Raw genomic sequence first — 23,408 nt, 5'->3', positions numbered from 1 at the left:
GATGAACGAACCAAGCGAGCATATAAATCTAATCGAATGAAATGAGGTTATAGATCTATGAATAGCCCGAAGCAAGATGTTGAATTACAGATTGTATATGAAGGGCATGAGGAAGACTACAAAGCCATTTGTGATCGTTTGTATAACTACAATGTAAGAGAAACGAAAGGGTTATTAAAGAGGCCAGGAAAAAGCATCAATCTATTTCTGAGGGATATGGAAGGCCAGGCTGTAGGTGGAATCTTCTGTGCTACATACTGCGAGACATTATATATTGATAACTTTTGGATCGACGAGGAATATAGAAATCACGGGAGTGGGAAGTCTCTCATCTTACAAGCGGAAAGCATAGCCTCAAGTATGGGGTGCAAACTCGCTCACACCAGCACGTTTTCCTACCAGGCTCCAGAGTTCTATCAGAAGATGGGCTATGAAGTGTTTGGAGTCATCGATGAATATCCAGAGGGCATCGTTCAGTATTTTCTGAAGAAAAGGTTGTAGATTTTTTGGGAATGTAATAACTATTCCGAATGGAAAAGCGTTATTTTATTTATAAGTTATCAGCAGGATAAACAACAAGGAGAATCTAGTAATGACTACAATAAATGTTTTAGAAACTCAACCTTCCAGTCGGTATGATGAATTAGATCCATCTCAGGATGGGAATAAAAACACAACATTCGCAGATCTGATTATCGATGGAAAGTCTCTATATCAGATGCTTAAGAGGCACGATCTGGTACCAGCACTTGGATGGGGAACTGAAGAAAATCAAAGACAAATGATTCAATACTTTTTGTTAAAGGAACCCCATGAGTATCTGTATTATAGATATCCCATTTTAGTATGCCCTTTGTGCGGGGACGAAGAGTGCGGTTATATCTCTGTGAAAGTGGATCGGGATGAGGATGTAGTTATTTGGAAGGACTTTATTCTGGAGCACAAGAACCAACCACTAAACATAGGTCCATTTTATTTTGTGTGGGAAAACTATGAGAGAGCTATTCAGAATACATTTGGATTGGTAGAAATGTGAAGATATAGTTTGATTCAATGGTGGCAAAGGAGGCTTGGTGACATGATCTACGTTCTTAGGCATGGGCAGGCCGATCTGAATAAGGAAGGGAGACTCCAAGGCAGACGAGGTTTGCCATTAAACCATTACGGAATCCAGCAAGCTGAGAGTTTGAGAGATGAAATGATGAATGTAAAGTTTGATTATATTTTTTCCTCTCCCCAAGAAAGGGCTATTCAAACTGCAGAGATTGTAAGTGGTATGAAGGCTGTGATTGACCCAAGACTTGATGTTTTTGATCTCGGTGAAGCAGATCTCCGGCATAGAGAGGAAGTGAGCATGTCTGGTCCTATACCTGACCCTGAAGTATATGAGGGTATCGAGGATATAAACGGTTTTATGAAGAGAGTGTATCAATTCATGATTGAACTTGAGGCGGAACACAGGACGAGTGATGTAAACATACTAATTTCTGGACACAGATGTACTACAGGTTGTATCGGAGCCTATTTCATAGGTGAACCCGATGATGGGAATCTATTAAAATACTCTTCCGATAATGGAAGGTACAACGTGTATAACTTTAGATCAAATGGTTAAAAGCAAGGAAGGAGTGATGCAGCTTGAAAAATACAACTCTAATTTTGGCGATATTGGGCATTTTGCTCAGTGGCGGTTACTCGAAGTCTTCTGTCTATTCTGGATTAATGGCTAATGATATTTATGATATAGAGGTCTCCGAGCTGGAGTTTCTAAATGAATACAAGGGCTCAGCTGACAATTGGGCAGCAAACCTTATATCTCTCCAAAAAATAGGAGGAGACAATCATAAAAGACAACTGGTTTTCAAATATATTGGAGACGGTACGAAGCCGTATGGAGAAATCAAATACAGTTACGATACCACTGCTGGATCGGGATGGGGAACGACATCTGCTAATAAGAATGCAGAGGACGTATATTTTGTTGGCTATACAGCAGGTAACGGAGCAATCCCTCAGACAGATTCCAGTGTGAGCTTTCGCGTAGAATGGAACGGTCAAACCGAGGAATTCGATCTTAAAGTAAGGTGAACAAAATCATTTATAGGAGCGATATAATCATGGCTAAAACTACGGATGAAATGATTGAGGAATTCAAGTCGTTTACTTCTTATGTGAGAGAGTTGGAAAGTCTATCTGAGCAGGTTTGGAATACGCCAATAGCTGAAGGCAAATGGACTTTGAAAGACGTTATCGCGCATATGATGATGTGGGATCAATATTTTTATGAGGAAGCTATCTATAAAATCAAACAGGGCGAACCATTGACCGTAAAGCATCTGAACTTTGATGAATTTAATGCAAATGCGATGGAATACTCAAAGACCAGATCGAAGAATACGATTGTTGAAGAATTTGTAGAAAAGCGAATGAACATAATCCATGATATTACGGGATTGAACGAAGAAGAATATACAAGAGAATATAAGGATGGAGACAAGAAGAAATTCAGTATTAAGAAGTATGTAAGGGCATTCATATCGCATGATAAACATCATAAAAAGCAGATTGAAGCCTTTAAGAAGACGCTGCACATAGCTAAGTAAAGGTGAGGTGGTAACCACGATATGAATTATGAATTAATTCAAGCATCTAAGGAATATAAGGGTATCATACAAAATCTCATGCAATTCTATATTTATGATTTCTCTGAATTTATCGATTGTGATGTGGAAGATGATGGTCTATTTAGGCCCTATCCTTATTTGGAAGACTATTGGGTCGAAGTGGATCATCGATTTCCATATGTCATCAAACAGGAGGATAACTATATCGGTTTTGTGTTAGTCAGATGCATAGAATCAGAAGAGCAAAAGTACTGCTCCATTGCGGAGTTTTTTATTATGAAGAAATACAGAAAAGAAGGTATAGCACGGCGGTAGCTAAACAACTATTTGATATGCATGAGGGGCACTGGGAAGTACACCAGCTTGAAAGCAATGTGCCCGCACAGCGCTTTTGGAATAAGGTTATACACGAATACACGCAAGGAAACTTCTCAGATCGAGTGCATGAAGGCAGAAGAATACAAGAATTCAAGGCATAGTGGGGGAATGACGTGTGCAGGTAATTGAATGGTCTGAAAACATAGAAACGTATGATTTATCCAGCGAATATTCTATTCGTAAGGCTGACCCGGAAGAGTGGGGAATATATTGCTCGGTTTATTACAATATGCGCTTTGTTGGTTTTTTTAGAGAAGAGCGGTTCAATGCTAACCGAAATAATGCGTATTGGATCTACCAGGGAGAATCAAAAATTGGCGGGGTACGGATGGCACCCAATAATATATATCACTTATTTTTCATTCCACCGTTCAATCAATCATTTGAGGTACTGAAGCTTCTGAAAAAGATTCTTGTCAGCTGGTCTGATCGAACCCAAGCCATTAAAGCTTTTGAGATTCTTCCGGACCAGGTTCATTTATTTGCCAAAGCCGGATTTTGGCCAGTGGAGTTCAGATGCCGCTGGATGCAGCGTCCCACTGAACGATTCGACGTGACATGGGACGACGATCTGATCATCAAGAGTCCTCAAATTATAGAAGATGAAACAGGCACCAAGCGATTTACAAATGAAAATGAAATAGCTCATTGCGACTTCGCAAGCTTTGTAGGAGGTTTTGAGGCGTTAAGAAGAAATCAGTCTTCGTTGGAACAGTTCATACCTGATGAAGATCCCGCTCTAACTAATGAGACCCTTACGGAAGCGTCTACACTTGTGTATGACAAAAATACAGGGCAGCTTGTCGCCAATTGCAGGCTTTGTTTACAAGACACGGAGGCAGCAGTCTATAGTATCGGCGTCATCCCATCGCATAGAGGGAGAGGAATTGCAACATACATGCTGCAGAGAGCTCTGACAATCCTGAAAGGACAATATCCCATCCTTCGGTTGTATGTCATGGAAGGAAACGATGCGGAATCCGTGTATTATAACCTCGGGTTTATTCCTGGAGTACAAGAAGTACAACAGATGATTATTCCTGCGGAATCAAATTAAAATGAAAGGTCTGGAGAAGATGACCCCACCTAAACATATTGTTTCGGCAGCTGCGGTTGTAATCAATGATCAGAATGAGATATTACTTATCAGAGGGCCTAAAAGGGGCTGGGAAATGCCAGGCGGACAGGTGGAGGTCGGCGAATCATTACACAGTGCAGCCATTAGGGAAACGAAGGAAGAAGCGGGGATTGATATCGAGATCACCCGGTTTTGCGGCGTATTTCAAAATGTGGAGAAATCCATTGTGAATACATTATTTCAGGCAAAGCCAATCGGAGGTCAACTGACTGTTTCCAACGAAAGTCTGGAGACCAAGTATTTCACGGTGGAGGAAGCCTTAAGGCTAGTCACGTGGAAGAATTTTAGACAGCGAATCGAATATTGTTTAAGACCTGAAATGCAGCCCTTTTATATTGAATTCTAAGATAAAGAGGCTTTGAAAAGGAGCATGCAGTGAAAAAGTTTAGAGAGATCGGATATGGAAACCGTTGGTTCATCCGAACGGAATTCGAACACGAAGACGGTACGGAAAACGAGGTCAAGGGATTTACTAAACCCTTCAGTCTTAAGTCAGTGTACGTTAGAGTATGGATCGGAAAAAAGGTAATGATCATTGATACAAAAGAGGGAATTAAATTTATGAATAAAAAGGTGAAGAAGGTAAAAATCATTCTTGGCTTTTTTGGATATTGATTCGGGAACCATGTACAGAAAGTTTAACCCCGATAAATGGTAATAGGCTGTGACAGAGACGGTATATTGCAGATCATTTGAAAGATGATGTGAATTTTATCATGAGCCAAGTCGTACATACCTAAAGTGGAGGGAACATAAATCATGAATATGGATAACATTTATCTGATAAGTGACATACCGGGTTATTCTCCTCAGATTAGTCGCTTGATTTCAATGATGAACTATGCCAGATATACAACGATTGAAGAAGTCAAAGATCTATCCATCGATCAACTGGATTTTTTGCTGGATTCGGAAAGTAACTCGATTGGAGCATTGCTGCTGCACTTTGCGGGGGTCGAATACGCTTATCAGGTGGCGACGTTTGAGAATCGGCAGCTGAACGAAGAGGAATTATTGGAATGGGGCCCGGCGCTTCAGTTAGGGAAGGAAGGACAGGAAAAGATCAAAGGCAATGATATCACCTTTTATTTTACGAAAATGGACCAGGTAAGAAGGAGAACACTTCAATTCTTTCAGAGCGTAGATGACGACTGGTTAAGCAAGGAAGAGGAATTTTGGTATAACAAATCGGCCAATTATTATTTTATGTGGTTTCATGTTTTCGAGGATGAGATCAATCACAGAGGCCAAATCAGAATGATCAGAAAGAGAACTCTTGATGCTTAAGGTAGCTAAGTATTTTTAATTGAGAGGGGAATCAATGAAGACCAAAAATATCATTATTGTTGTTTCCATCATATTCAACATTATTTTGATCACGTATGTATTTTGGAAGGAAAGTCACCTGAGAGAAATCTATTCGGGTTTATCCTTTGGACTTCAGGGTGATTTAGTTCAATTGGAGAGTACAATTGATTACCAAGTTGATAATAAGTGGAACGACGAAAATACGGTTCTTGAGAAGATTGAGGATGTTACAGAAGGTATCAATCAACTAATGGTTACAGGTAAGAATGCTGGATTGATTACGGAATCCCAAGAAAATGACTTGTGGACATTGTATAAGTACTTTGCTAAATTCCCCACATTTACAGGATTTCCAAATACCAAGTTGGACAATGACGGAATTAACGAGCTAATCCAATTAGGAGATGATCTAAGGTCAGCAGGTTGGGGGACAAATGTTGGATATAGTAGTGACTGGGAGAGTCTTTCAATGAAAATAAAAGACTTAACGAATTAATGATCTATTGAACTCATTGATAGTTCTATTAACGATAATTCACTACGGAGGGATTCCATTGCTTTATCTCATTATAGTCGTGGTTATTGGTTTTGCAGGCATAATTAGTAATCAATACGCAGGGTTGAGGAGAATGGAATCACTGCAAAAATCATTGGATGAACTGAATCATCAGCTGCGAGAAGCTGGACAGATCCAATCTGCCAATCAGGTTGAAAAGGAGTGAAACATGATGTACAAGCAAAAAACAAAAGAGACAGACAATAGCGTTATTGAGTTTATTGAGAGGGTGGATCATCCAAAGAAACGTGAGGATGCTTATACGTTGCTGGATATTTTTGCTGAAACAACAGGTTATGAAGCCAAGATGTGGGGACCGAGCATTATTGGATTTGGTGCGTATCATTATAAATATGATTCAGGACATGAAGGCGATGCCCCGCTGGTAGGTTTCTCACCCCGAAAAGCGAAAATCAGCTTATATTTTGCAACCGGAGATACAGAACGAGAATCACTATTAAAGGACCTGGGGAAACATACGACAGGTAAAGCATGCGTGTATATTAATAAAGTCGCAGACATTCATGTGGATATTTTGAAAGCTTTAATAAACCAGTCGGTTAAGTTCTTACAAGAGACCTATCCGAATCCGTAGTTATATTCCATGGAATGACCTACAACATGCTGCTATGAACAAGGCAAGGAGGAAAAATAATATGCTGCATGACCTGCAAAGCCAAGCCAATATGTCACCTGTAGTTGGGATGCTATATTCAGCAGTGAGAGAGAATAGCCAGCGACTTCAAACCATTACAGAAGGAATGTCACAGGAGGAAGTAGATTACAAGGGACCCGATCATAACCTCAACAGTACGGCTCAGTTAATAAAACATATCCTATACGTTGATCTAAACTGGGTCTACAGAATTAAAGGAATACCGCTGCCCCAATCATTGAGAGAACAATACGGCCCGATGATCGATGAAAATAATAACCTTCCGATGGTGAGTGGAGTGTCAAGGGACACGCTTATCTCTCAATATGAGGGAGTAATAACTGATCTGAAAGAGACATGCACGCAAATAACAGATGCTGATTTGGACCGTGTTGTTACTTTTGGACATGACCATGAAAAACAAGCCACACTACGCTGGGGAATATGGCATATGGCCGACCATAATCGTTACCATCAAGCTCATATTAATCAACTAAGAAAGTGGTTTAAGGGGAAGGGGAATTAAATGATACCAATTTCTATCGAAGCTATTAATAAAAGTAATTGGGAAGAAGCAATTTCAATCTCATTACATGAATCTCAAGTCAAATGGGTGCCAACTGTCATTGAGTCATTAGCATATGCCTATATTAAACCGTGGGATGAAGCGTTTGACCCATATATCCTGCGTCAGGGAGAAAAGGCATTTGGTTTCTTCTATTTAAGCTACACGCCAGATAGTAAGGATAATTATTGGATAGGCGGGTTTCAAATCGATCAGGATTATCAAGGCAAAGGATTAGGGAAAGAAGCACTTTATACCATACTAGAATTCATTCAGCAAACCCATCATCAATGTCAGGTGGTCTCATTAACTATTGAAGAAAGCAATGCCCATGCCAGAAAACTATACGAGAAGACGGGATTCATCGATCAAGAGATGGATAACCAAGAAGGTGAAATGATATACAGATTAAAGTTACACGAAAGAAAAAGAAACACTCGATAATGGGCAACAAAAGCATGATAAGCTTGTTATTTATGATATAGCCAATACATATCGAAACGAGGTTGAGGTTCTGTATGGAAGAGCAATGGAGAATTGCAACGCATGACCCGGCATGGAGGTCGTTGTTTCTAGAGACGGGATCCAGATTGAGGGAGGCATTAGGAGAAAAAGCTCTTCGCATCGACCACGTCGGATCAACTTCTATCACCGGTTTAGACGCCAAACCCATTATTGACATTCAAATTTCGGTGTTGCATCTTGATAACTTACCGAATTTCCAGTTGGATATTGAAAGGGTCGGCTTTGTATTTAGGGAGGATAATCCGGATCAGAGCAAAAGATATTTCCGCGAAGCACCGGGAAATAGACGAACGCATGTACACGTTAGGCAAGCAGGGAGTTTTTCGGAGCAGATGACACTGCTGTTTAGGGATTATTTACGAGAACATCCACTGGATTGCCTGAAGTATGCGGAAGAAAAGCACAGGCTCATGCGTTTATACAAGGAACAACGCTCAAAGTATGTGGAGGGCAAAGGGCCTGTAGTGTGGGAGATCTTACAGAAAGCCCATCTGTGGTCTCAGGAAGTAGGCTGGAAACCGGCGGATTCGGACGTATAAGAACATTGGATTAATTGTGGATACCCATATTGGAGTGGTGAAATGAACCTGGGTAGAAAGCTGTTAACTTCACTTTTAACCGTAATCTTGTTTAGTTTAGCTGCAAGCTTGTTATCCATGAGTGAAACCTATGATTTTGGTTTTTATATTGCAGTGTACCCTATATATGCAGCTCCGTTGATCTTTTTGATAGGCTTACCTTTGTCGATCGTAGTAGACTTCTTGGTGAACAAAATCAGATTTACTAAGCATGTACTCTACCTAATTGTAAAATTACTGAGTTACGCGTGCGCTGGGTTCGTCGGCATGTACATATTTTATCTGGTCATGGGTGCTGGGGAAGATATTTTGAGGTATAGAGAAACTATTATCTTAACCTTGTTTGGTGTATTTGCAGCGATGATCTTTGTGCTGGTCGATCTTGCTTTGGAGGCTCTTTTCAAGGCTCGTAAAAAGCAGCTGTAGTCAACATGGTATTAGGAAATGATCCATTTTATAAAAGGGTGATGGTTGTGATATCTTACCGACGGTTGGAACCACAGGATCCGGAATTTGTTAAGCGATTAATGGAGGAATATGCGTTACAGTTTCCCGCTTTTATCATTAACCTCTATCCAGAACGATGGGCGAGCTATTTCAATCATTCCAGTAATTCGGAATACTGGGTTGCAGTTGAGATGAACCAGATTGTAGGACATGCCGGGTTTATGTATAACAATGATGAAAAATCGTATGAAATCGTAGGTGTTGTTGTATCACCCAGGCATCTGAGAAAGGGAATCGGGAAAACTCTTCTGGACCATGTATGTGAAGCGATTCAAGAAAAAGGAGTAACTGAAGTTATGCTGCACACCCTCGGCCATCCTGATAATGAAGATACACTAGTATTTTATAAATCGATTGGTTACTCGGTATCGAAGTTTGAGAAGGATTATTTTCAAGCAGGGTATTCGCGCGTTACGTTCAGGAAGAGTTTGAATTATTAAAAAAATCATGTAATTGATCAGTATGAAATGAGATAGACCCGTTCAGAAGAGTAGATAAGAATACAACAGGAAAAGGAGGAATGGAAATGGAAACTTTTTTTCGTTATAACTGGATGGTGCGTGAACAGTGGTATGCATGGTGTGAGGACTTACCGCTTGAAGAGTTGCTGCGACCTCGTACAGGCGGGGTAGGGAGCATCTTGCAGACGTTTTTTCACATCATTGATGTGGAGTGGAGCTGGCTTCAGATTCTGCAAGGTAAGCCGGATGGAGCGGAAGATTTTGAACATTACAAGAGCCTTGAAGCGGTGCGACAATTCGATCGCAAATTGCGTCCTGATGTAGAAGCATTTGTTTTGGCTTGGGACACCAGCATGGAAAAGAGAGCTCATATCGATCATCTATCGAATGGCAAAGTCGTAATTGATTCATGGGGAGAAGTGATGCGTCACGTCATCGCTCATGAGATTCACCATATGGGACAATTGTCGGTATGGGCCAGAGAATTGGGCAAGGAACCGGTGTCTGCCAATGTGATTGGTAAAGGTCTGATTACCCCTGACTGACCCCGGATCGGGTAGACCGATGACCGACTAAAAAATGATGAGAACGATCTATTTTACTGGGGATAGGGCCATGTGCTGAAGAGGAGGAAGTGATGACCATCGAACTTAGCCGTATGAATTGGATCCAATTGGATGAAAGTCTAAGGCTTATGATGAAAGGGGGATACGAGGTTATTCCTTTGTCACCTGGACTGGAAGCGGATGTGATGAAAATCGTACTTGATGATCAGCCGTATGTTCTGAAGATATGGAACAAGGATTCCAAACCGAATGTCGGCAACCAATATAAGCTGTTATCTAAACTACTCCATAATGGTATCCGTGTCTCCACACCTTATGGCTGGGGCAGGGATGAGGAGCATAATCAGGTGCTGTTAACGAGCTATGATGGCGTGCCTGTGACCGAATTAACATCTTCCAAACTGGCACATTTGGCTCAACATTTAATGGAGGTCCATCGTTATCCGTTGAATGAAGCAGGTACAGGAGAAGATGGAGCATACATATCCAGATATGATTTTGTTGGTTATTTCTTTCCTTCCATAGAGCTCTATGAAGATATCAGCACTCATCTGTCATACCTTCTTCAGCGCGTCCAGCTTAGGCAGGACTGCTTAATCCATGGGGATTATAATCTGGGTAACATTCTTGAAATGGAGGACGACTACACCATTATCGACTGGACGAACGGACAGCTGGGCGACCCGAGGTACGATGTTGCATGGTCTGTTTTCCTTATTACGATCTACAGTGGCGAGAGTTATGGCGAGTCGTATTGTGCTGAATTCAGGCGCATAGCTAGTTACTCGTTGGAGGATGAGAAAGTATTTGAGGCCATTGCTTGTCTACGTTGGATTCTGTTAAGCCGCGTCGGCGATGTGCCCCTGGGACCGAAGGTAATGCAGCGGGTGTGTGCAATCGTTCGTAATAATCCGTATTTGAGGGAGAGTCTATTGCAACCATGACGGAGTGCTTGAAGAAGTTGATAGAATGTGAGAATAGCCTGTCCTAAACGATCGTTTCCTGCATATCTATGATATAGAGGAGCGTGATAGGTCATGGAACATAAGGTGCAAACCTATTTTCAACTGAAACAGCAGCAAAAAGACATCGAGCAGCAATTGTCTGTACTACGAGATGAGATTGTCGCTTATTGTGCGGAACAAGGGGTATACGAGGCGCAGGTTGGCGGTTATACAGTGAAAACGGTGCTTCAGCACCGCAAGGAATATGATGACCAGAAGTTGTATGCCGCACTGCCTGATCCGGATATTTGGCGACTGCTGTCCAAGGTAGATAGTCATAAGCTGAAAAGCTTGATCAAGCTGAACGTGTTATCCGAAGAGCAAATCAGTCCTGCGTGTACCGTAAAACAGGTTACGCTGCTGCAGGTGGACAAGCTATAGCTGTAGCCCCCTTTAGTTCAACAGAACTTAACTGAAGAATGTACGAGCTGTTCATTGGTTGAAATACATCATATACGTCAAACAAAAAAACAGGCATGCATTTACCTTGAGAGGCGTTCTGACCGTCTCTCTGAGTGTAAATGACATGCCTGATCTTTATTTATGCTGCAAATCCCGTGTGATTTTGCGGCCTGTTGGCGTTTGGGCAAGGCCGCCGCCTGCCGTTTCGCGTAATGATTCAGGCATGGCCGATCCAACCTCAAGCATGACCTGTACCACCTCATCGGAAGGGATTACACTGCGGACTCCGGCCAGCGCCATATCGGCGGCTCCGAGAGCAGTAATGGCACCAAACCCGTTCCGTACGATGCACGGAATCTCGACAAGCCCTGCTACCGGATCGCAGATCAGACCAAGGGTATTCTTCAGCGCAAGCCCAACGGCGTGGATGGCCTGGGAAGGGGACCCGCCCCGGATATCCACCAGCGCTCCAGCTGCCATCCCGATGGCTGACCCCACTTCCGCCTGACACCCGCCTTCCGCACCAGAGATGAACGAATTGTTGGCAATGACATAGCCGATTGCCCCGGAGGCGAATAGGCCGTAGACCATCTGTTCATCGGTCCAGCCGAATCGCTCCTGGCTGCTGATAAATACCCCGGGAATAATGCCGCAGGAACCCGCTGTCGGTGTAGCAATAATTCGACCCATCGAGGCATTGACCTCGGATACCGCAAGTGCGTAACTCATCGACAGACTGGCATGGTCACCGAGCATGGACTGTCCATCTGCACGAAAAGCCATCAATTTACGGGCGTCTCCTCCAGTTAAGCCGCTTTTGGAAGTGGTATCGGTGTGAAGACCTTGATGCACGGCACTTTTCATAATCTCATAATACTCTTGCATCTGGCCGAAGACGGTACCCGTGTCTTCGCCTGATTCATGACATTGCTCTTCCAGCATAAGCTGGCCGAGGGAAAGATTGCGGGTCTCCGCCAGTTCGGCAAGTTGTTTTAGTGTTCGAAAGTTCATTGGCGTAGGCTCCTTTATCGATTAAGCGGAAATCAGTTCCAATATTCAAATTAAAGATGGAGCAGCGTGACTTCCTGGACTTCCGGAATCACCTCAATCTGCCTGACCACGGCGGGGGCAATTCGGCCATCACATTCGAGCACCATCATGGCTTCACCTCGCCGGCTCTTACGATCCACGGACATGTGTCCGATATTAATGCGATTATCTACAAGCAGGCTGGTGACGACAGCAATGACACCTGGTTCATCGCTATGACGAATGATGAGTGTAGGATAGAGAGCCGTCAGCTTCAAGTTGTAGCCGTTAATCCGGACAATTTCGATATTCCCTCCGCCTATTGACGTACCGATCATGTTTAATGTCCGAGTTCCCGCTGCGTTGGTCAGTACAATCTCTGTCGTGTTCGGATGCGGATACAGACCTGTTCCCGGACGGATGACAGTTTGCATGCCTGCCATGTCTGCATGGGCAAAAGCCTCGGGCAATCCGGGATCATCCGTGTCCATATCCAGAAGACCGCCAACGATGGCGGTGTCGGTACCATGTCCTTTGTACGTTGCGGCAAAAGAGCCAAACATGATGATTTCTGCATGGGAAGGGCATTCGCCAAACAGTTGTCTAGCCGTGCGTCCAATCCGTGCTGCTCCTGCAGTGTGGGAGCTTGACGGTCCAACCATGGCTGGACCGATAATGGAAAATACGTCTTTGAACCTCACAGTCTCATTCTCCCCGTTTGGGAGGCTGCACATCTGCGGGAACGAGGCAGTCGTACACTTCTCCGCCGAGTCTGTCCAGCAACTCCTGTTGTGCTTCCTTGACGATCTCTGGATGCAAAATGGATTCAATGGCCGTAGCTGCCATCGCTTTGGCAGCGAGCAGCATGCCCTTGTGGGCAAAACTGCTCTTGCCCTGGGCAACGGTTTGCCAGGCATGAAGCGGCGTGCCAAAGGCCATCGTGGTTGTAATACACTGCGCAGTTGGCACATTCCAGCTGACATCGGCTACATCGGTTGATCCACCCATGAAGGTCTCCTTCTCATCTGAATAAGGAGCAATAAAGTTCGGCAGCGGTCGTTCAGCCAGAAGAGGGGCGAGTTCAGGACCAACTAACGCGCCAGCTTCCTGCTGATTTTGGAGCGGCAGCGTCTCATAGATGGCTTTGGCATAATCGTATTCGTCCTCTGCATATTCTGGTGCACCGAAAGCCACGAGATGCTGATGCATCACTTTCTCAAGCGTGCTGTTCGGAATCAGGTTGGCGCATGCTCCTTCATATTTAAAATCCATCGTGGTTTCCGTCATCAGGGCGGCCCCTTCTGCGACCTTCACCAGACGTTCAAACAGACTCCGTACCTGAGCGCTCTTCGGTGCTCGAACGAGATAAGTGACCTCGGCTTCAGCCTGCACGACATTGGGTGCCAAACCGCCCGAGTTGGTAATGGCGTAGTGAATTCGGGCCTGATCAATCATGTGCTCCCGCGTATAATTGGAACCGATGTTCATCAGCTCAACGGCATCGAGAGCGCTTCTACCCAGGTGGGGAGCGGCAGCAGCATGAGCACTAATGCCTTTAAACGTAAACGTGCCGTGAATGACTGCATTGGAGCTTCCATGCATAACGGCATTCATGGAGTGAGGGTGCCAGGAGAGTGCAGCATCCACGTCTTTGAAGTAGCCCTCGCGAGCAAGATACGTTTTACCATATCCGCTTTCCTCGGCCGGGCATCCATAGAAACGCACAGTTCCTTGGGTATCCGGATTCTCTTGAAGATAGTCTTTGACTGCGACTGCTGCAGCCACAGCGCCTATTCCGAGCAGATTATGTCCGCATCCATGACCGTTACCACGCGGCTGAACGGGCTGATATGTGCTGATGCCTGCTTCCTGGCTGAGATCAGCCAGTGCGTCATATTCGCCCAGTAAGGCAATAACCGGCAGCCCTGAACCATAGGAGGCGATGAATCCGGTCTCCAGTCCGGCAACACCTCTCTCGATCGTGAAGCCTTCGGATTCAAGCAATTCGATCAGCAGCTCTGCGGATTGAAATTCATCGAACCTTGTCTCTGCAAATTCCCAGATTCGGTCACTGGCTTGGGTAAACAGCTCGCGTTTTCCTTCAATGGCGTCGGATATATATTGGGTTAGATCTATCGTTGTTGTCATGAGATACACCTCTTTACATGTATTTTATGGTGAACACGAAATGGTTTGTTATGGCATGATATTTTATCGAGAAAAAGGTTACTAAGCTAAGCTGCATCTTTAAACGGCCGTTGCCTGCATTTCGGAACTACTGTCTTGTTTCGAACGACGCGAGAAGAATAACGAAAGGGAGCAGATGAGGGCGAAGGCGATCAACATGATGAAGGCCGTTGCATAAGATCCTCCTGAAGCCTCTACCAGAAATCCAATCAGCATCGGTGTCAGGAAACCGGCGAGCTGTGCACCTGTGTTAATGAATCCATTAGCCGTTGCGACTACAGATTCGGGCATGGTTTTAAGGGATTTTGAGATGATGAGTGTGGAAATAAACCCAGCCATGGCCGTTACGATTGTCATGTACGTAATAAATGTGGCAATGCTTCCCGAGGAGCCCATGAGGTACAGGAAGAAGGCAACAAGTACACCGAATACGGAAGCGATAATCCGATCTTTACCAGCCGGGATACGGTCGAGCACATAGCCACTGAGGAGCATGGTGAAAATGCTGACGACCGCCGGGATGGCTGCAAGCAGTCCCATTTCCGTCATATCCAGTCCCCGGACATTGACCATGTACGTTGGCATCCAGGATTGGAGTCCCCAGTTGACGGCATAAATACTGAAGTAGCTGATGAACAAGTTCCAGATCATAGGCGTTTTTAGAACGTCTTTAAGTGATGTTTTCGGTTGTTGGCCTGAAGCAGAAGCAGTAAGAGCCGATTTAGCAGGTTCTTTTAATAAAAAGAACATGAGCGCCGTGATGAGGATGCCCGCCGCACCGATGATGTAAAACAGGTTGCGCCAGCCAATGGTCACAAGGGCATGTCCAGTCATAATAGGAGTGATAACCCCCATAATTGCAGCGGATGCCAGCATGATCGACATGGCTCCACTTCGCTGATTGACCGGGAAGTTGGTGGCGATAGCTTTGGAACCGGAAGGGAAGAAGCTGCCTTCACCAATACCAAACAGGAAACGAACGAAGATAAGAGAGAGTAATGACCAGGCGGACCCGGTCAGAATGGTGAATATGGACCAGGAGAACAAGGAAACAAGAATGACCTTACGGTAGCCGAAACGGTCGGCGAGTGCTCCGCCTGGGATTTGCATAATGGCATACCCGAGGAAAAAGCTACTGAGGATGATTCCTTGTGCGGAAGCGCCCAGACCCAGGTCCTGAGTTATTCCCACAATGGCATAGTTGATGACGAAGCGATCCAGGTTGCCTAGGCACCAGCCGAGAAACAAGAGAGCGAGAACAATGTACTTGAAGTGTTTGCTTTGCATGATTTTGGACATTGTGTTACCTTCTTTCTCATCAATTGTTAACTTGATTTCTGTGTTGATATAAAGTTACAGGATGAGAGGGTACCAACACAATGTATATATATGTATAATAAATTGTAGTTTTATGTGAAAACCTACATTGACTTGGGGGCGGCTCTGTTGAATGGAATCTTACATGAAATCCTGAGAGAACGTTTGGGGAAATGCGATTATGAGGTTTGGATCAGCAGTAATTGGGAAGATTGGGTGCTGAATGAAGCCATTGGCAAAAAGGAAAGTATACCACCTTGTTTTGATGAAAGTCTCCCTCTTCAACACCCCAAAGTAGAGCAAGAATCAGATGACATTATGTTAGTTTTTCTGCCATATAGCAATAATATATGTGTGGCAATTCGTGTTTTTAAGAACTGGCACTGTTCTGCGGAAGATTTAGTTACGCTATCCTCATTACTCTACCCGTATTATACGGAGGCTGTGGCCAGCAAGCATGAACGTGCCTTGAACGAAATTATGAACAGTATCCGTGATGTGACTCAGCTGTTAGATTTGAATGAGCTGTTGGGCCGGATTTTGGTGAGTGCGCTATCAGTCATTCCTTATGAATGTATCGGGGTGTTATGGAGATACGATCCTGCAATTGATGCACTGAAGGTTAAGGCAAGAGCTGGAGAAATGGGCGAGGATATGCTGAAAATGAAGCTGAAGCCGGGCGAAGGCATTATTGGAAATACGTTCAAGCGAGGCACTCCCAAGCTATACAACAGTTTCTCCACAGTGGAAGATGATTTTGGCAACATGACCCCTGACAACAAGTATCATTTGAATTCGGCATACGACTTTCAGAATATCGGGTCAATCATTTCGGTGCCGATCAAGGTGGGAGGCGAGCCGGATTGCGTGTTAATCGTCTATCAAAAAGGTAGGGTCCCCATATTCACGGAATCGGATGTACGACTGCTGCAGAGCTTTGCCGATCAGGTTTCCATTGCCATCACGAATGCCCAGCTCTATGAGGATCTGAGCAAACGGAACGAAACGCTCATCAAACGGGACGAGATTCACTCATCCTTAATGCGGCTGTCCCTCCAAAATAAAGGTGCGGTATCCATCGTTAACGAATTGACACGTATCATTGGCGTGCCAATCGTATTTATTGATTTTATTGATAATGAATGGATCCCCAAACGGAGCAGCGTCCGGAATGATTGGGATATGGAGAAACTGCGCAATCTGTATGAATCCTTGCATCATCCTGATTATTTGACATGTATCAAGGGGGAAGAAAGCCAGGTATTTCAATATTTGTACCCGATTGCTTCGGCTAATCAATGTCTCGGTTATCTGATCATGCAAATGAATTCTCCGCTGGAACCATTGCAGTTAATTGCGCTGGAGCAGGGGAGCTCCATTCTGGCTCTTGAACTGATGCGCAAGCAGTCTCTGGCTGAATTTTACTTCAAGAAAACACAGCAATTCTTCAATGAACTGAGACTTAGTCAGGATTCGGAGGATTACTGGCAGAAGTCAGGGGAGATTGGAATTGGTCCTTCAACATCCATCGTAGTGGGCCTTTTGGAGTTTGCGGATCGGTTGAACCCATCCACATATAGTCCATTATCCGTTCAGCTGATTGCTTATCTGAGAGAGAAAATGCCATCCGGAACGCTGCCTGTTGCGTTTGGGGATGAGAGGCGAATTACCTTGCTGCTGATCGTCACCGATGCGGTTAAACCCGGTAAGCTGGAGCAGCAGTTCAGCTCCCTGGTGAAGGATTGGGAGAGTCGAAATCAGGTGAAATTATTCGGAGGCTTAAGTTCAATCCGATCAGGCGTGGATGCGATTAATACGGGATTCCAGGAAGCGGATAAGGCACTTGCGTATCAGAAGACAAGGGGAGAGCGGGGAACCATTCGCTATACGGATATTGGTGTCAACCGATTGTTTATCCGGCAATCTGCGGAGGATCTGAATACGTTTATGGCAGAGATCTTTGAGCCGCTACGACCTGCCAAAGGGCAGACCGGCGGACTGGAGGAAACGCTAATGACATATATGGCTTCCGGAGGATCTGCCGCCCAGACGGCAGCCACGCTTCATATTCATATCAATACACTGTATCAGCGGATTCGCAAAATTGAAGAGATTCTGGGCATGTCCTTGAGTAACCAGGAGCACCTGCTTCATCTGCAGCTGGCCTGTTATCTGCGGCAGACATACCGCTCATCTTGAATGAGCATCTGGATTTATTTGGTAAAATGTGATAGCGTTAAGCATAGAATTAGGCGTTTTTCAAATAAAGTCCCGAAATGAGGGTGGGAAGATGAATCACATCCGCAATTACCTGATTGCATTTATGGGAAATGTCACATTTACCTATTTTATTTTTGCTGAGGGCACCCTTAACAAGCCGTTGATGTTCGCCACACTGATGCTGCTGCTGATGATGGGGATGGATATTTTAAAAAGCAGAACCACACATACACTGAATTAAATACCATGAATCAACCGACTCTCTGGCTGGGGGTCGTTTTTTGTGTGCACAGGTGAAGTATAATGATTAGAAAGGAAACCAGTAGAATCTTGGCCATGCCAGTCGTTTGGGAGGTGCATATCACGTTGCTTCAAAAAAAATTCAGACAATGGGCCGAACAAAAGGCAGGCCCACTGCGAACGCTTCATATTACCACCGAACCAGTGAACCATGGCCATGTGAATGAACAGTATTTTCCCGACCCCTCGACCGGGTTTGTTCATGAATCAGTGTGCGCCATGGGCCAAGTAACCGTCTGGGAGTCCGGACAAATGGAATACGAGGTAATAAACATCGAAACGGAAGAATTGATCTTGTGGAAGTATATAGAGCGGATTGAAGATGAAACTCCTGATTTTGATAGGCTTTTGCAAGTATATATCCAAGTGTTACAGACGGGTGTTAATCCTTAACGTATAAAGCGTGAGTGTGTCCAGATGTAATGGCTGTTGACTTCCATTTACATCATGTCCATTGTTCATTACACTTGAGGTATAGTTATACTAATCCCCAATACAGATTATCAGGAGGAAACCATTCATGCATCAATCTGAACATATTCAAGAAGCTAGAGATTACATATTAAACCGAATCAACACCAAGCCTGTCGTAGGCATGATCCTCGGTTCCGGACTTGGAGCACTTGCGGACGAGATCGAGAATGCTACAGTTATTCCCTATACGGATATTCCGTATTTTGCACAATCTGAAGCTGTTGGTCACGCTAACGAGCTGGTCATTGGTGAACTAATGGGCCAAACGGTCGTAGCCATGAAGGGACGTCTTCATTATTATGAAGGTTTCACGCTGGATGAAGTGACGTTTCCGGTTCGCATCATGAAGGCGCTGGGTGTCGAGCAATTGATCATTACAAATGCCTGCGGAGCGATCAACACAAGCTTCCAGCCAGGTCAGCTGATGCTCATTACGGATCACATTAACCTGGTAGGCAACAATCCCCTGATGGGACCTAATAACGCCGAACTGGGTGTACGTTTCCCTGACGTGTCCCAGGTATATAGCCGCGAGTTGCGCAGTATTGCAATTAAGGTTGCAGAAGAGCAGAAGGTCAGCCTGCAGCAAGGGGTGTATGCGTGGTGGAGTGGTCCTGCTTATGAGACACCAGCCGAGATTCGCATGATTCGGACAATGGGCGCGGATGCTGTAGGAATGTCTACGGTTCCTGAAGCGATCGTAGCCATTCATGGCGGCATGAAAGTGCTCGGCATTTCCTGTCTGACCAACATGGCCTGCGGCATTCTGGATCAGCCGCTCAGTCATGATGAAGTCATCGAAGTGGCTGCACAAGTGAAGACGACCTTTATCGGGCTGGTTAAAGGCATTCTGCAAGAGATGTAGGGAAGAGAGGCTTCTCCTTTTTATAGCAATAGCAACAGAGAAAAAAGCATTGTTCATGACGGATGATATCCGGTGGACTATGCTTTTTTTTTTAATCATAATGATGTGCAAAAATATTCCTAAACGAGCAGAAACGACCTATAATAAGAGAGATTCAAACTTCTGAAATAATCAAGATTGGCTGCTAAAAGGAGACTGACAGCAATGGAAGAGTTGGGTTCAACGGAATATGTCATTTTTGAACGGATCAATGCGAACTGGTTAAGGGGATTTGAAGGGGTTGGGGGGAAACTGTTCCTTACCAATGAACGATTGGTCTTTATCCCACATGGCCTGAATATTCAGACTGAATGGCTTCAACTTGAGATCTGGGGCATGACCAAGATTGAGAAACGAAAGACATGGGGAATCATTCCTAATGGTATTACCATTACGATGGAGGATGGACTTGTCTTCAAATTTGTCGTTTGGAACCGTTCGAAGATTATTCGCGAGATTATACGTGCCAAGAAAATGGATAATGAATTGATGTAGAGTCAGCAAGCGGTAGTACATATGTGAGAAACAGGTAGTTGAAGTAATGAATACGGAGGTCGCAATAATGAACCAACTAACGATGAATCAAGCTGTGCAGGAAGATGTGGAGCGGCTTGCTGAGTTGCGAGCTTTGGTTCTATATGATGATCTGACCAGATTGGGAAGGTACGATGAGGTGAAGGTTCGGGAACGTTTCCGGAACACATTTGACCCTGAGTACACATGGATCATCGAGGTCGAGGGTGAACTGGTGGGGTGTGTAGCGCTGAAGCCCAAGTTAGAGGAGATGTTACTGGAACATTTCTATATCCATCCCGACTATCAGGGTCGGCGAATAGGAAGTCAAGTGCTGAACATGCTGCTGAAACGGGATGAGGTCCGGGGCAGGCGTGTTACTTTAAATGTGTTGCAGGGCAGTCCGGCTCGGCGATTGTATGAACGTTTTGGGTTTGTTTTGGACAGTGAAGATGAGGTGGATGTGTTCATGTCCGTTCAAGTGCAGTAATCGTTACGGTCAAAATAGCAGCATCTAACAGATCCATTCATTTAATTCTTGAATGGGTCTATTGAACTTTTCTATTATACTTTCATGCATCCTTATCCTAATATGAATAATAACCCACTTATTTTATAGGAATTATATACTATGGAGAATGCCGATATGCCGGATTGGAAGCGTAATCTGTATATTCTGTGGTTGGGGCTTTTTTTCAATCATATGGCGTACACCTTGTCCGTGCCGTTCTTTCCTCTGTTCCTGCAAAATGATCTCGGAATTGAGAGCGGGCTGGAGGCCTGGTCCGGTGTCTCGATCTCGATCAGCTTTCTGATCAGCGGATTATGTGCGCCCTTCTGGGGCTCACTGGCTGACAAATACGGCAGCAAGCTGATGCTGATCCGTTCAGGTGTTGGGCTGGCGATTGCCCATTCTGCCAACTATTTGGTTCAGGACCCTTACACTTTTATTGCTGTTCGGGTCTTTCAGGGACTCATGGCAGGATTCAATCCAGCCTCCATCACATTGGTTGGCACGAATACGCCGGAGAAACATGTCGGCTACGCGCTGGGTGTCATCTCTACATCCACTGCAGCAGGCGGAATTCTTGGGCCTCTTGGTGGAGGTGTGCTCAGTCAATGGATTGGGCTGCGGGGATGCTTCATTGCCTCCGGGATCATTACACTGTTATCGGCTCTGCTGGTTCTTGGCGTAAAAGAGTCGCGCAGATCCCATAAAGTGGCTTCCACCAGCATTCTGGGAGATCTGAAGAGAGCGGCATCCACTCCCGGTTTAATGCGGATCTATGGACTTATTTTACTCGTCTCCACGTCCGTGCTCATTATCGAACCGGTGCTTACGCTGTATGTCGTTCAGATCGGCGGAGATGTCAGCCATGCGACACTCAGTGCAGGTATCGTATTCTCAGCCATCGGCGTAGCTACAGTCATTATGGGAACCAGATGGGGAAAGATTGGTGGCAGGATCGGGTATGAAAAAACCTTGTTTATCGGGCTGATCGGTGGCGGCATTGGCAGTCTTCTTCAGCTAACCGCGTATAATCTCGTGTATTTTGGAAGTTTGCGATTTATCTATGGTCTGTTCTTCGCTGCGGTCTACCCGGCTCTCAATGCATTAATTATCAAATATGCGGAGCATGATTTTCGGGGCAGGGCAGTTAGTCTCAGTCAGACGGCAAGCCAATTCGGTATTGTGCTTGGTCCTTTGATTGGGGGCTTTCTTGGGGGATGGCCCGGTATTCCTTTCATTTTTCTCCTTACAGGGATCGTACTCCTCGGGGCAGCCTGGGTGGTAAAGGCAAGTGATATGAAGCAAATGAACAAGAGTGATCGGATTATCCACGAAAACATAGGGAGGACTTGAATATGACGAAACGACAATTGAAATTGGGTGCCAATCTGAACGGAGTCGGGAATAGTATTTCCTTCTGGCGACACCCTGACATTCCGATTAATGCCAGTGTTAACCTTGATTTTTACAAAAAACAGGCGCGTAAAGCGGAGGAAGGCAAGTTCGATCTCCTATTTATTGCTGACGGTCTCTATATTAACGAAAAATCCAATCCTCATTTTCTGAATCGCTTCGAGCCATTGACCCTGTTGTCTGTGCTGGCAGGAGCCACTTCTAATATTGGACTGGTTGCGACATTATCAACTTCCTACAGCGAATCGTTTACGGTAGCGAGGCAATTTGCTTCACTGGATCAGATCAGCGGAGGTCGGTCGGGCTGGAACGTAGTCACTTCCCCACTGGAAGGATCGGCACTTAACTTCGGCAAAGGCGAACATCCAAACCATGCGCTGCGCTATGAAATTGCCGAAGAGCACCTGAATGTGGTCAAAGGGCTGTGGGATTCCTGGGAGGATGATGCATTTGTCGGGGACAAGGAGAATGGTGTCTTTTTCGACCCTTCCAAGCTGCATACGCTGAATCACAAAGGGAACCATTTCTCGGTACAGGGACCGCTCAATGTGGCACGTTCGAAACAGGGTTATCCGGTCATTTTTCAGGCAGGTTCATCCGAATCCGGCAAAGATCTGGCAGCGAGATCGGCAGATGCTGTATATACGGGACATGAAACGTTCGAGGAAGCAAGGGAGTTTTACCGGGATGTTAAGGCAAGAGCGGTAGCATATGGACGTCAGGCTGAAGACATTCTGATCTTCCCGGGTATCGGTCCAATTGTGGGCAGAACGGCGGAAGAGGCAGAGCAAAAGTATCAGGAAATTGCCGGACTGGTCAGTATTGACCACGCGCTGAATTATTTGGGGCGTTATTTTGACCATTATGACTTTTCTCAGTATCCGCTTGATGAGCCTTTCCCTGAGATTGGTGACGTGGGCAGCAACAGTTTCCGCAGTACAACGGACAAGATCAAGCAGCAGGCAAGAGAAGAGGGGCTGACCCTCCGCCAAGTCGCGCTAAGAGCATCAACGCCGCGAACCTCTTTCATTGGAACACCCGACCAGATCGCCGACCAGATCCAGGAGTGGTTTGAAGGCGAAGCCGCAGACGGATTCAATATCCGTACGGTTGTGCCGAATGGACTGGCGGATTTCGTGGATCTGGTTGTCCCTGTTCTGCAGGAACGAGGACTGTTCAGAACGGAATATGAGCATGAGACGCTTCGGGAGAACTTGGGGCTTAAAATTCCGCGTAATCGGTACACGTTGGAACGTGTGAACTAAATGGAGTA

33 protein-coding genes are annotated in these 23,408 nt (G+C 45.1%); 29 read left to right on the top strand and 4 right to left on the bottom strand.

Features of this window, described 5'->3' with window-relative positions; all coding sequences use genetic code 11:
* Positions 1–57: 57 nt before the first annotated feature.
* From CHH60_RS14060 to CHH60_RS13965, 21 genes are all read left to right on the top strand, one after another.
* The gene (locus CHH60_RS14060) at positions 58–501 is read left to right on the top strand and encodes a GNAT family N-acetyltransferase (protein ID WP_095359711.1); all 444 of its coding nucleotides are present in this window, start codon (positions 58–60) and stop codon (positions 499–501) included.
* A 91-nt stretch (positions 502–592) separates the two neighbouring features.
* Positions 593–1,036: an oxidoreductase gene (locus tag CHH60_RS14055; protein ID WP_095359710.1), complete on the top strand. Its 444-nt coding sequence runs from the start codon at positions 593–595 to the stop codon at positions 1,034–1,036.
* Between the two features lie 42 nt (positions 1,037–1,078).
* A complete protein-coding gene (locus CHH60_RS14050; protein ID WP_095359709.1) occupies positions 1,079–1,615 on the top strand; it encodes a histidine phosphatase family protein in 537 nt (178 codons plus the stop codon).
* A 23-nt stretch (positions 1,616–1,638) separates the two neighbouring features.
* Positions 1,639–2,088: a hypothetical protein gene (locus CHH60_RS14045; RefSeq protein ID WP_095359708.1), complete on the top strand. Its 450-nt coding sequence runs from the start codon at positions 1,639–1,641 to the stop codon at positions 2,086–2,088.
* A gap of 29 nt (positions 2,089–2,117) precedes the next feature.
* Positions 2,118–2,603, top strand: coding sequence for a DinB family protein (locus tag CHH60_RS14040; protein ID WP_095359707.1), 486 nt, complete (start codon positions 2,118–2,120; stop codon positions 2,601–2,603).
* Between the two features lie 21 nt (positions 2,604–2,624).
* Complete coding sequence (locus CHH60_RS14035; RefSeq protein WP_255247926.1) at positions 2,625–2,939, top strand: GNAT family N-acetyltransferase; 315 nt, start codon at positions 2,625–2,627, stop codon at positions 2,937–2,939.
* Between the two features lie 178 nt (positions 2,940–3,117).
* Positions 3,118–4,059 (top strand): GNAT family N-acetyltransferase, encoded by a 942-nt coding sequence (locus CHH60_RS14030; RefSeq protein ID WP_095359706.1) that lies wholly within the window; start codon positions 3,118–3,120, stop codon positions 4,057–4,059.
* A gap of 19 nt (positions 4,060–4,078) precedes the next feature.
* Complete coding sequence (locus CHH60_RS14025; protein WP_095359847.1) at positions 4,079–4,486, top strand: NUDIX hydrolase; 408 nt, start codon at positions 4,079–4,081, stop codon at positions 4,484–4,486.
* A gap of 29 nt (positions 4,487–4,515) precedes the next feature.
* Positions 4,516–4,755 (top strand): DUF3977 family protein, encoded by a 240-nt coding sequence (locus CHH60_RS14020; protein WP_095359705.1) that lies wholly within the window; start codon positions 4,516–4,518, stop codon positions 4,753–4,755.
* Between the two features lie 150 nt (positions 4,756–4,905).
* On the top strand, positions 4,906–5,427 hold the full coding sequence (locus tag CHH60_RS14015) for a DinB family protein (protein WP_441339394.1): 522 nt from the start codon (positions 4,906–4,908) through the stop codon (positions 5,425–5,427).
* Positions 5,428–5,461: 34 nt separating this feature from the next.
* Positions 5,462–5,944: a hypothetical protein gene (locus CHH60_RS14010; RefSeq protein ID WP_095359703.1), complete on the top strand. Its 483-nt coding sequence runs from the start codon at positions 5,462–5,464 to the stop codon at positions 5,942–5,944.
* 58 nt (positions 5,945–6,002) lie between these two features.
* A complete protein-coding gene (locus CHH60_RS29795) occupies positions 6,003–6,170 on the top strand; it encodes a hypothetical protein (RefSeq protein WP_176476064.1) in 168 nt (55 codons plus the stop codon).
* 6 nt (positions 6,171–6,176) lie between these two features.
* Positions 6,177–6,599: a DUF1801 domain-containing protein gene (locus CHH60_RS14005; RefSeq protein ID WP_095359702.1), complete on the top strand. Its 423-nt coding sequence runs from the start codon at positions 6,177–6,179 to the stop codon at positions 6,597–6,599.
* Positions 6,600–6,660: 61 nt separating this feature from the next.
* Positions 6,661–7,185 carry a DinB family protein gene (locus CHH60_RS14000; protein WP_095359701.1) on the top strand — a complete coding sequence of 175 codons (525 nt, stop codon included), beginning with the start codon at positions 6,661–6,663 and terminating at the stop codon, positions 7,183–7,185.
* On the top strand, positions 7,186–7,668 hold the full coding sequence (locus CHH60_RS13995) for a GNAT family N-acetyltransferase (protein WP_095359700.1): 483 nt from the start codon (positions 7,186–7,188) through the stop codon (positions 7,666–7,668).
* A 74-nt stretch (positions 7,669–7,742) separates the two neighbouring features.
* Complete coding sequence (locus CHH60_RS13990) at positions 7,743–8,288, top strand: GrpB family protein (protein ID WP_095359699.1); 546 nt, start codon at positions 7,743–7,745, stop codon at positions 8,286–8,288.
* Positions 8,289–8,405: 117 nt separating this feature from the next.
* A complete protein-coding gene (locus tag CHH60_RS13985; protein WP_176476063.1) occupies positions 8,406–8,753 on the top strand; it encodes a hypothetical protein in 348 nt (115 codons plus the stop codon).
* 65 nt (positions 8,754–8,818) lie between these two features.
* On the top strand, positions 8,819–9,274 hold the full coding sequence (locus tag CHH60_RS13980; protein ID WP_176476062.1) for a GNAT family N-acetyltransferase: 456 nt from the start codon (positions 8,819–8,821) through the stop codon (positions 9,272–9,274).
* Between the two features lie 86 nt (positions 9,275–9,360).
* Positions 9,361–9,840 (top strand): DinB family protein, encoded by a 480-nt coding sequence (locus CHH60_RS13975; protein WP_095359696.1) that lies wholly within the window; start codon positions 9,361–9,363, stop codon positions 9,838–9,840.
* 92 nt (positions 9,841–9,932) lie between these two features.
* Positions 9,933–10,805 (top strand): aminoglycoside phosphotransferase family protein, encoded by an 873-nt coding sequence (locus CHH60_RS13970; protein WP_095359695.1) that lies wholly within the window; start codon positions 9,933–9,935, stop codon positions 10,803–10,805.
* 93 nt (positions 10,806–10,898) lie between these two features.
* The gene (locus CHH60_RS13965) at positions 10,899–11,246 is read left to right on the top strand and encodes a hypothetical protein (protein ID WP_095359694.1); all 348 of its coding nucleotides are present in this window, start codon (positions 10,899–10,901) and stop codon (positions 11,244–11,246) included.
* A 156-nt stretch (positions 11,247–11,402) separates the two neighbouring features.
* On the opposite strand, the gene sdaAA is transcribed toward CHH60_RS13965, so the two are convergent.
* The 4 genes from sdaAA to CHH60_RS13945 form a co-directional block, all read right to left on the bottom strand.
* Positions 11,403–12,278 (bottom strand): L-serine ammonia-lyase, iron-sulfur-dependent, subunit alpha, encoded by an 876-nt coding sequence (sdaAA, locus tag CHH60_RS13960; RefSeq protein ID WP_095359693.1) that lies wholly within the window; start codon positions 12,276–12,278, stop codon positions 11,403–11,405.
* Positions 12,279–12,328: 50 nt separating this feature from the next.
* Positions 12,329–12,997 carry an L-serine ammonia-lyase, iron-sulfur-dependent subunit beta gene (gene sdaAB / locus CHH60_RS13955; RefSeq protein ID WP_095359692.1) on the bottom strand — a complete coding sequence of 223 codons (669 nt, stop codon included), beginning with the start codon at positions 12,995–12,997 and terminating at the stop codon, positions 12,329–12,331.
* Between the two features lie 4 nt (positions 12,998–13,001).
* Positions 13,002–14,444 (bottom strand): M20 family metallopeptidase, encoded by a 1,443-nt coding sequence (locus tag CHH60_RS13950; protein WP_176476061.1) that lies wholly within the window; start codon positions 14,442–14,444, stop codon positions 13,002–13,004.
* 99 nt (positions 14,445–14,543) lie between these two features.
* Positions 14,544–15,782, bottom strand: a complete 1,239-nt coding sequence (locus CHH60_RS13945) for an MFS transporter (RefSeq protein ID WP_176476060.1) — start codon at positions 15,780–15,782, stop codon at positions 14,544–14,546.
* A gap of 147 nt (positions 15,783–15,929) precedes the next feature.
* Between CHH60_RS13945 and CHH60_RS13940 the strand changes: the two genes are divergently transcribed.
* From CHH60_RS13940 to CHH60_RS13910, 8 genes are all read left to right on the top strand, one after another.
* A complete protein-coding gene (locus tag CHH60_RS13940) occupies positions 15,930–17,999 on the top strand; it encodes a helix-turn-helix domain-containing protein (RefSeq protein ID WP_095359691.1) in 2,070 nt (689 codons plus the stop codon).
* A 91-nt stretch (positions 18,000–18,090) separates the two neighbouring features.
* A complete protein-coding gene (locus CHH60_RS29790; protein ID WP_176476059.1) occupies positions 18,091–18,261 on the top strand; it encodes a hypothetical protein in 171 nt (56 codons plus the stop codon).
* 62 nt (positions 18,262–18,323) lie between these two features.
* Positions 18,324–18,713 carry an immunity protein TriTu family protein gene (locus tag CHH60_RS13935; protein WP_095359690.1) on the top strand — a complete coding sequence of 130 codons (390 nt, stop codon included), beginning with the start codon at positions 18,324–18,326 and terminating at the stop codon, positions 18,711–18,713.
* A gap of 127 nt (positions 18,714–18,840) precedes the next feature.
* The gene (locus tag CHH60_RS13930; RefSeq protein WP_095359689.1) at positions 18,841–19,659 is read left to right on the top strand and encodes a purine-nucleoside phosphorylase; all 819 of its coding nucleotides are present in this window, start codon (positions 18,841–18,843) and stop codon (positions 19,657–19,659) included.
* Positions 19,660–19,863: 204 nt separating this feature from the next.
* On the top strand, positions 19,864–20,193 hold the full coding sequence (locus tag CHH60_RS13925) for a GRAM domain-containing protein (RefSeq protein WP_095359688.1): 330 nt from the start codon (positions 19,864–19,866) through the stop codon (positions 20,191–20,193).
* Between the two features lie 67 nt (positions 20,194–20,260).
* Positions 20,261–20,701, top strand: a complete 441-nt coding sequence (locus CHH60_RS13920; protein WP_095359687.1) for a GNAT family N-acetyltransferase — start codon at positions 20,261–20,263, stop codon at positions 20,699–20,701.
* A gap of 141 nt (positions 20,702–20,842) precedes the next feature.
* The gene (locus tag CHH60_RS13915) at positions 20,843–22,075 is read left to right on the top strand and encodes an MFS transporter (RefSeq protein ID WP_255247925.1); all 1,233 of its coding nucleotides are present in this window, start codon (positions 20,843–20,845) and stop codon (positions 22,073–22,075) included.
* 2 nt (positions 22,076–22,077) lie between these two features.
* Positions 22,078–23,400 carry an LLM class flavin-dependent oxidoreductase gene (locus tag CHH60_RS13910; protein WP_095359686.1) on the top strand — a complete coding sequence of 441 codons (1,323 nt, stop codon included), beginning with the start codon at positions 22,078–22,080 and terminating at the stop codon, positions 23,398–23,400.
* Positions 23,401–23,408 lie beyond the last annotated feature (8 nt).

This window comes from Paenibacillus sp. 7523-1 (assembly GCF_002276415.1).
GTDB lineage: Bacteria > Bacillota > Bacilli > Paenibacillales > Paenibacillaceae > Paenibacillus > Paenibacillus illinoisensis_A.
The sequence above is the reverse complement of the archived record's forward strand: the minus strand, read 5'-3'. Positions and strand labels throughout refer to the sequence as shown.

Excerpts from the sequence above, each read along its gene's own strand:
- CHH60_RS14060 (WP_095359711.1), top strand. The coding sequence starts at position 58 with ATGAATAGCCCGAAGCAAGATGTTGAATTACAGATTGTATATGAAGGG.
- CHH60_RS14055 (WP_095359710.1), top strand. The coding sequence starts at position 593 with ATGACTACAATAAATGTTTTAGAAACTCAACCTTCCAGTCGGTATGAT.
- CHH60_RS14050 (WP_095359709.1), top strand. The coding sequence starts at position 1,079 with ATGATCTACGTTCTTAGGCATGGGCAGGCCGATCTGAATAAGGAAGGG.
- CHH60_RS14040 (WP_095359707.1), top strand. The coding sequence starts at position 2,118 with ATGGCTAAAACTACGGATGAAATGATTGAGGAATTCAAGTCGTTTACT.
- CHH60_RS14035 (WP_255247926.1), top strand. The coding sequence starts at position 2,625 with ATGAATTATGAATTAATTCAAGCATCTAAGGAATATAAGGGTATCATA.
- CHH60_RS14025 (WP_095359847.1), top strand. The coding sequence starts at position 4,079 with ATGACCCCACCTAAACATATTGTTTCGGCAGCTGCGGTTGTAATCAAT.
- CHH60_RS14015 (WP_441339394.1), top strand. The coding sequence starts at position 4,906 with ATGGATAACATTTATCTGATAAGTGACATACCGGGTTATTCTCCTCAG.
- CHH60_RS14010 (WP_095359703.1), top strand. The coding sequence starts at position 5,462 with ATGAAGACCAAAAATATCATTATTGTTGTTTCCATCATATTCAACATT.
- CHH60_RS14005 (WP_095359702.1), top strand. The coding sequence starts at position 6,177 with ATGTACAAGCAAAAAACAAAAGAGACAGACAATAGCGTTATTGAGTTT.
- CHH60_RS14000 (WP_095359701.1), top strand. The coding sequence starts at position 6,661 with ATGCTGCATGACCTGCAAAGCCAAGCCAATATGTCACCTGTAGTTGGG.
- CHH60_RS13995 (WP_095359700.1), top strand. The coding sequence starts at position 7,186 with ATGATACCAATTTCTATCGAAGCTATTAATAAAAGTAATTGGGAAGAA.
- CHH60_RS13990 (WP_095359699.1), top strand. The coding sequence starts at position 7,743 with ATGGAAGAGCAATGGAGAATTGCAACGCATGACCCGGCATGGAGGTCG.
- CHH60_RS13985 (WP_176476063.1), top strand. The coding sequence starts at position 8,406 with ATGAGTGAAACCTATGATTTTGGTTTTTATATTGCAGTGTACCCTATA.
- CHH60_RS13975 (WP_095359696.1), top strand. The coding sequence starts at position 9,361 with ATGGAAACTTTTTTTCGTTATAACTGGATGGTGCGTGAACAGTGGTAT.
- CHH60_RS13970 (WP_095359695.1), top strand. The coding sequence starts at position 9,933 with ATGACCATCGAACTTAGCCGTATGAATTGGATCCAATTGGATGAAAGT.
- CHH60_RS13965 (WP_095359694.1), top strand. The coding sequence starts at position 10,899 with ATGGAACATAAGGTGCAAACCTATTTTCAACTGAAACAGCAGCAAAAA.
- sdaAA (WP_095359693.1), bottom strand. The coding sequence starts at position 12,278 with ATGAACTTTCGAACACTAAAACAACTTGCCGAACTGGCGGAGACCCGC.
- CHH60_RS13950 (WP_176476061.1), bottom strand. The coding sequence starts at position 14,444 with ATGACAACAACGATAGATCTAACCCAATATATATCCGACGCCATTGAA.
- CHH60_RS13945 (WP_176476060.1), bottom strand. The coding sequence starts at position 15,782 with ATGTCCAAAATCATGCAAAGCAAACACTTCAAGTACATTGTTCTCGCT.
- CHH60_RS29790 (WP_176476059.1), top strand. The coding sequence starts at position 18,091 with ATGAATCACATCCGCAATTACCTGATTGCATTTATGGGAAATGTCACA.
- CHH60_RS13935 (WP_095359690.1), top strand. The coding sequence starts at position 18,324 with ATGATTAGAAAGGAAACCAGTAGAATCTTGGCCATGCCAGTCGTTTGG.
- CHH60_RS13930 (WP_095359689.1), top strand. The coding sequence starts at position 18,841 with ATGCATCAATCTGAACATATTCAAGAAGCTAGAGATTACATATTAAAC.
- CHH60_RS13925 (WP_095359688.1), top strand. The coding sequence starts at position 19,864 with ATGGAAGAGTTGGGTTCAACGGAATATGTCATTTTTGAACGGATCAAT.
- CHH60_RS13920 (WP_095359687.1), top strand. The coding sequence starts at position 20,261 with ATGAACCAACTAACGATGAATCAAGCTGTGCAGGAAGATGTGGAGCGG.
- CHH60_RS13915 (WP_255247925.1), top strand. The coding sequence starts at position 20,843 with ATGGAGAATGCCGATATGCCGGATTGGAAGCGTAATCTGTATATTCTG.
- CHH60_RS13910 (WP_095359686.1), top strand. The coding sequence starts at position 22,078 with ATGACGAAACGACAATTGAAATTGGGTGCCAATCTGAACGGAGTCGGG.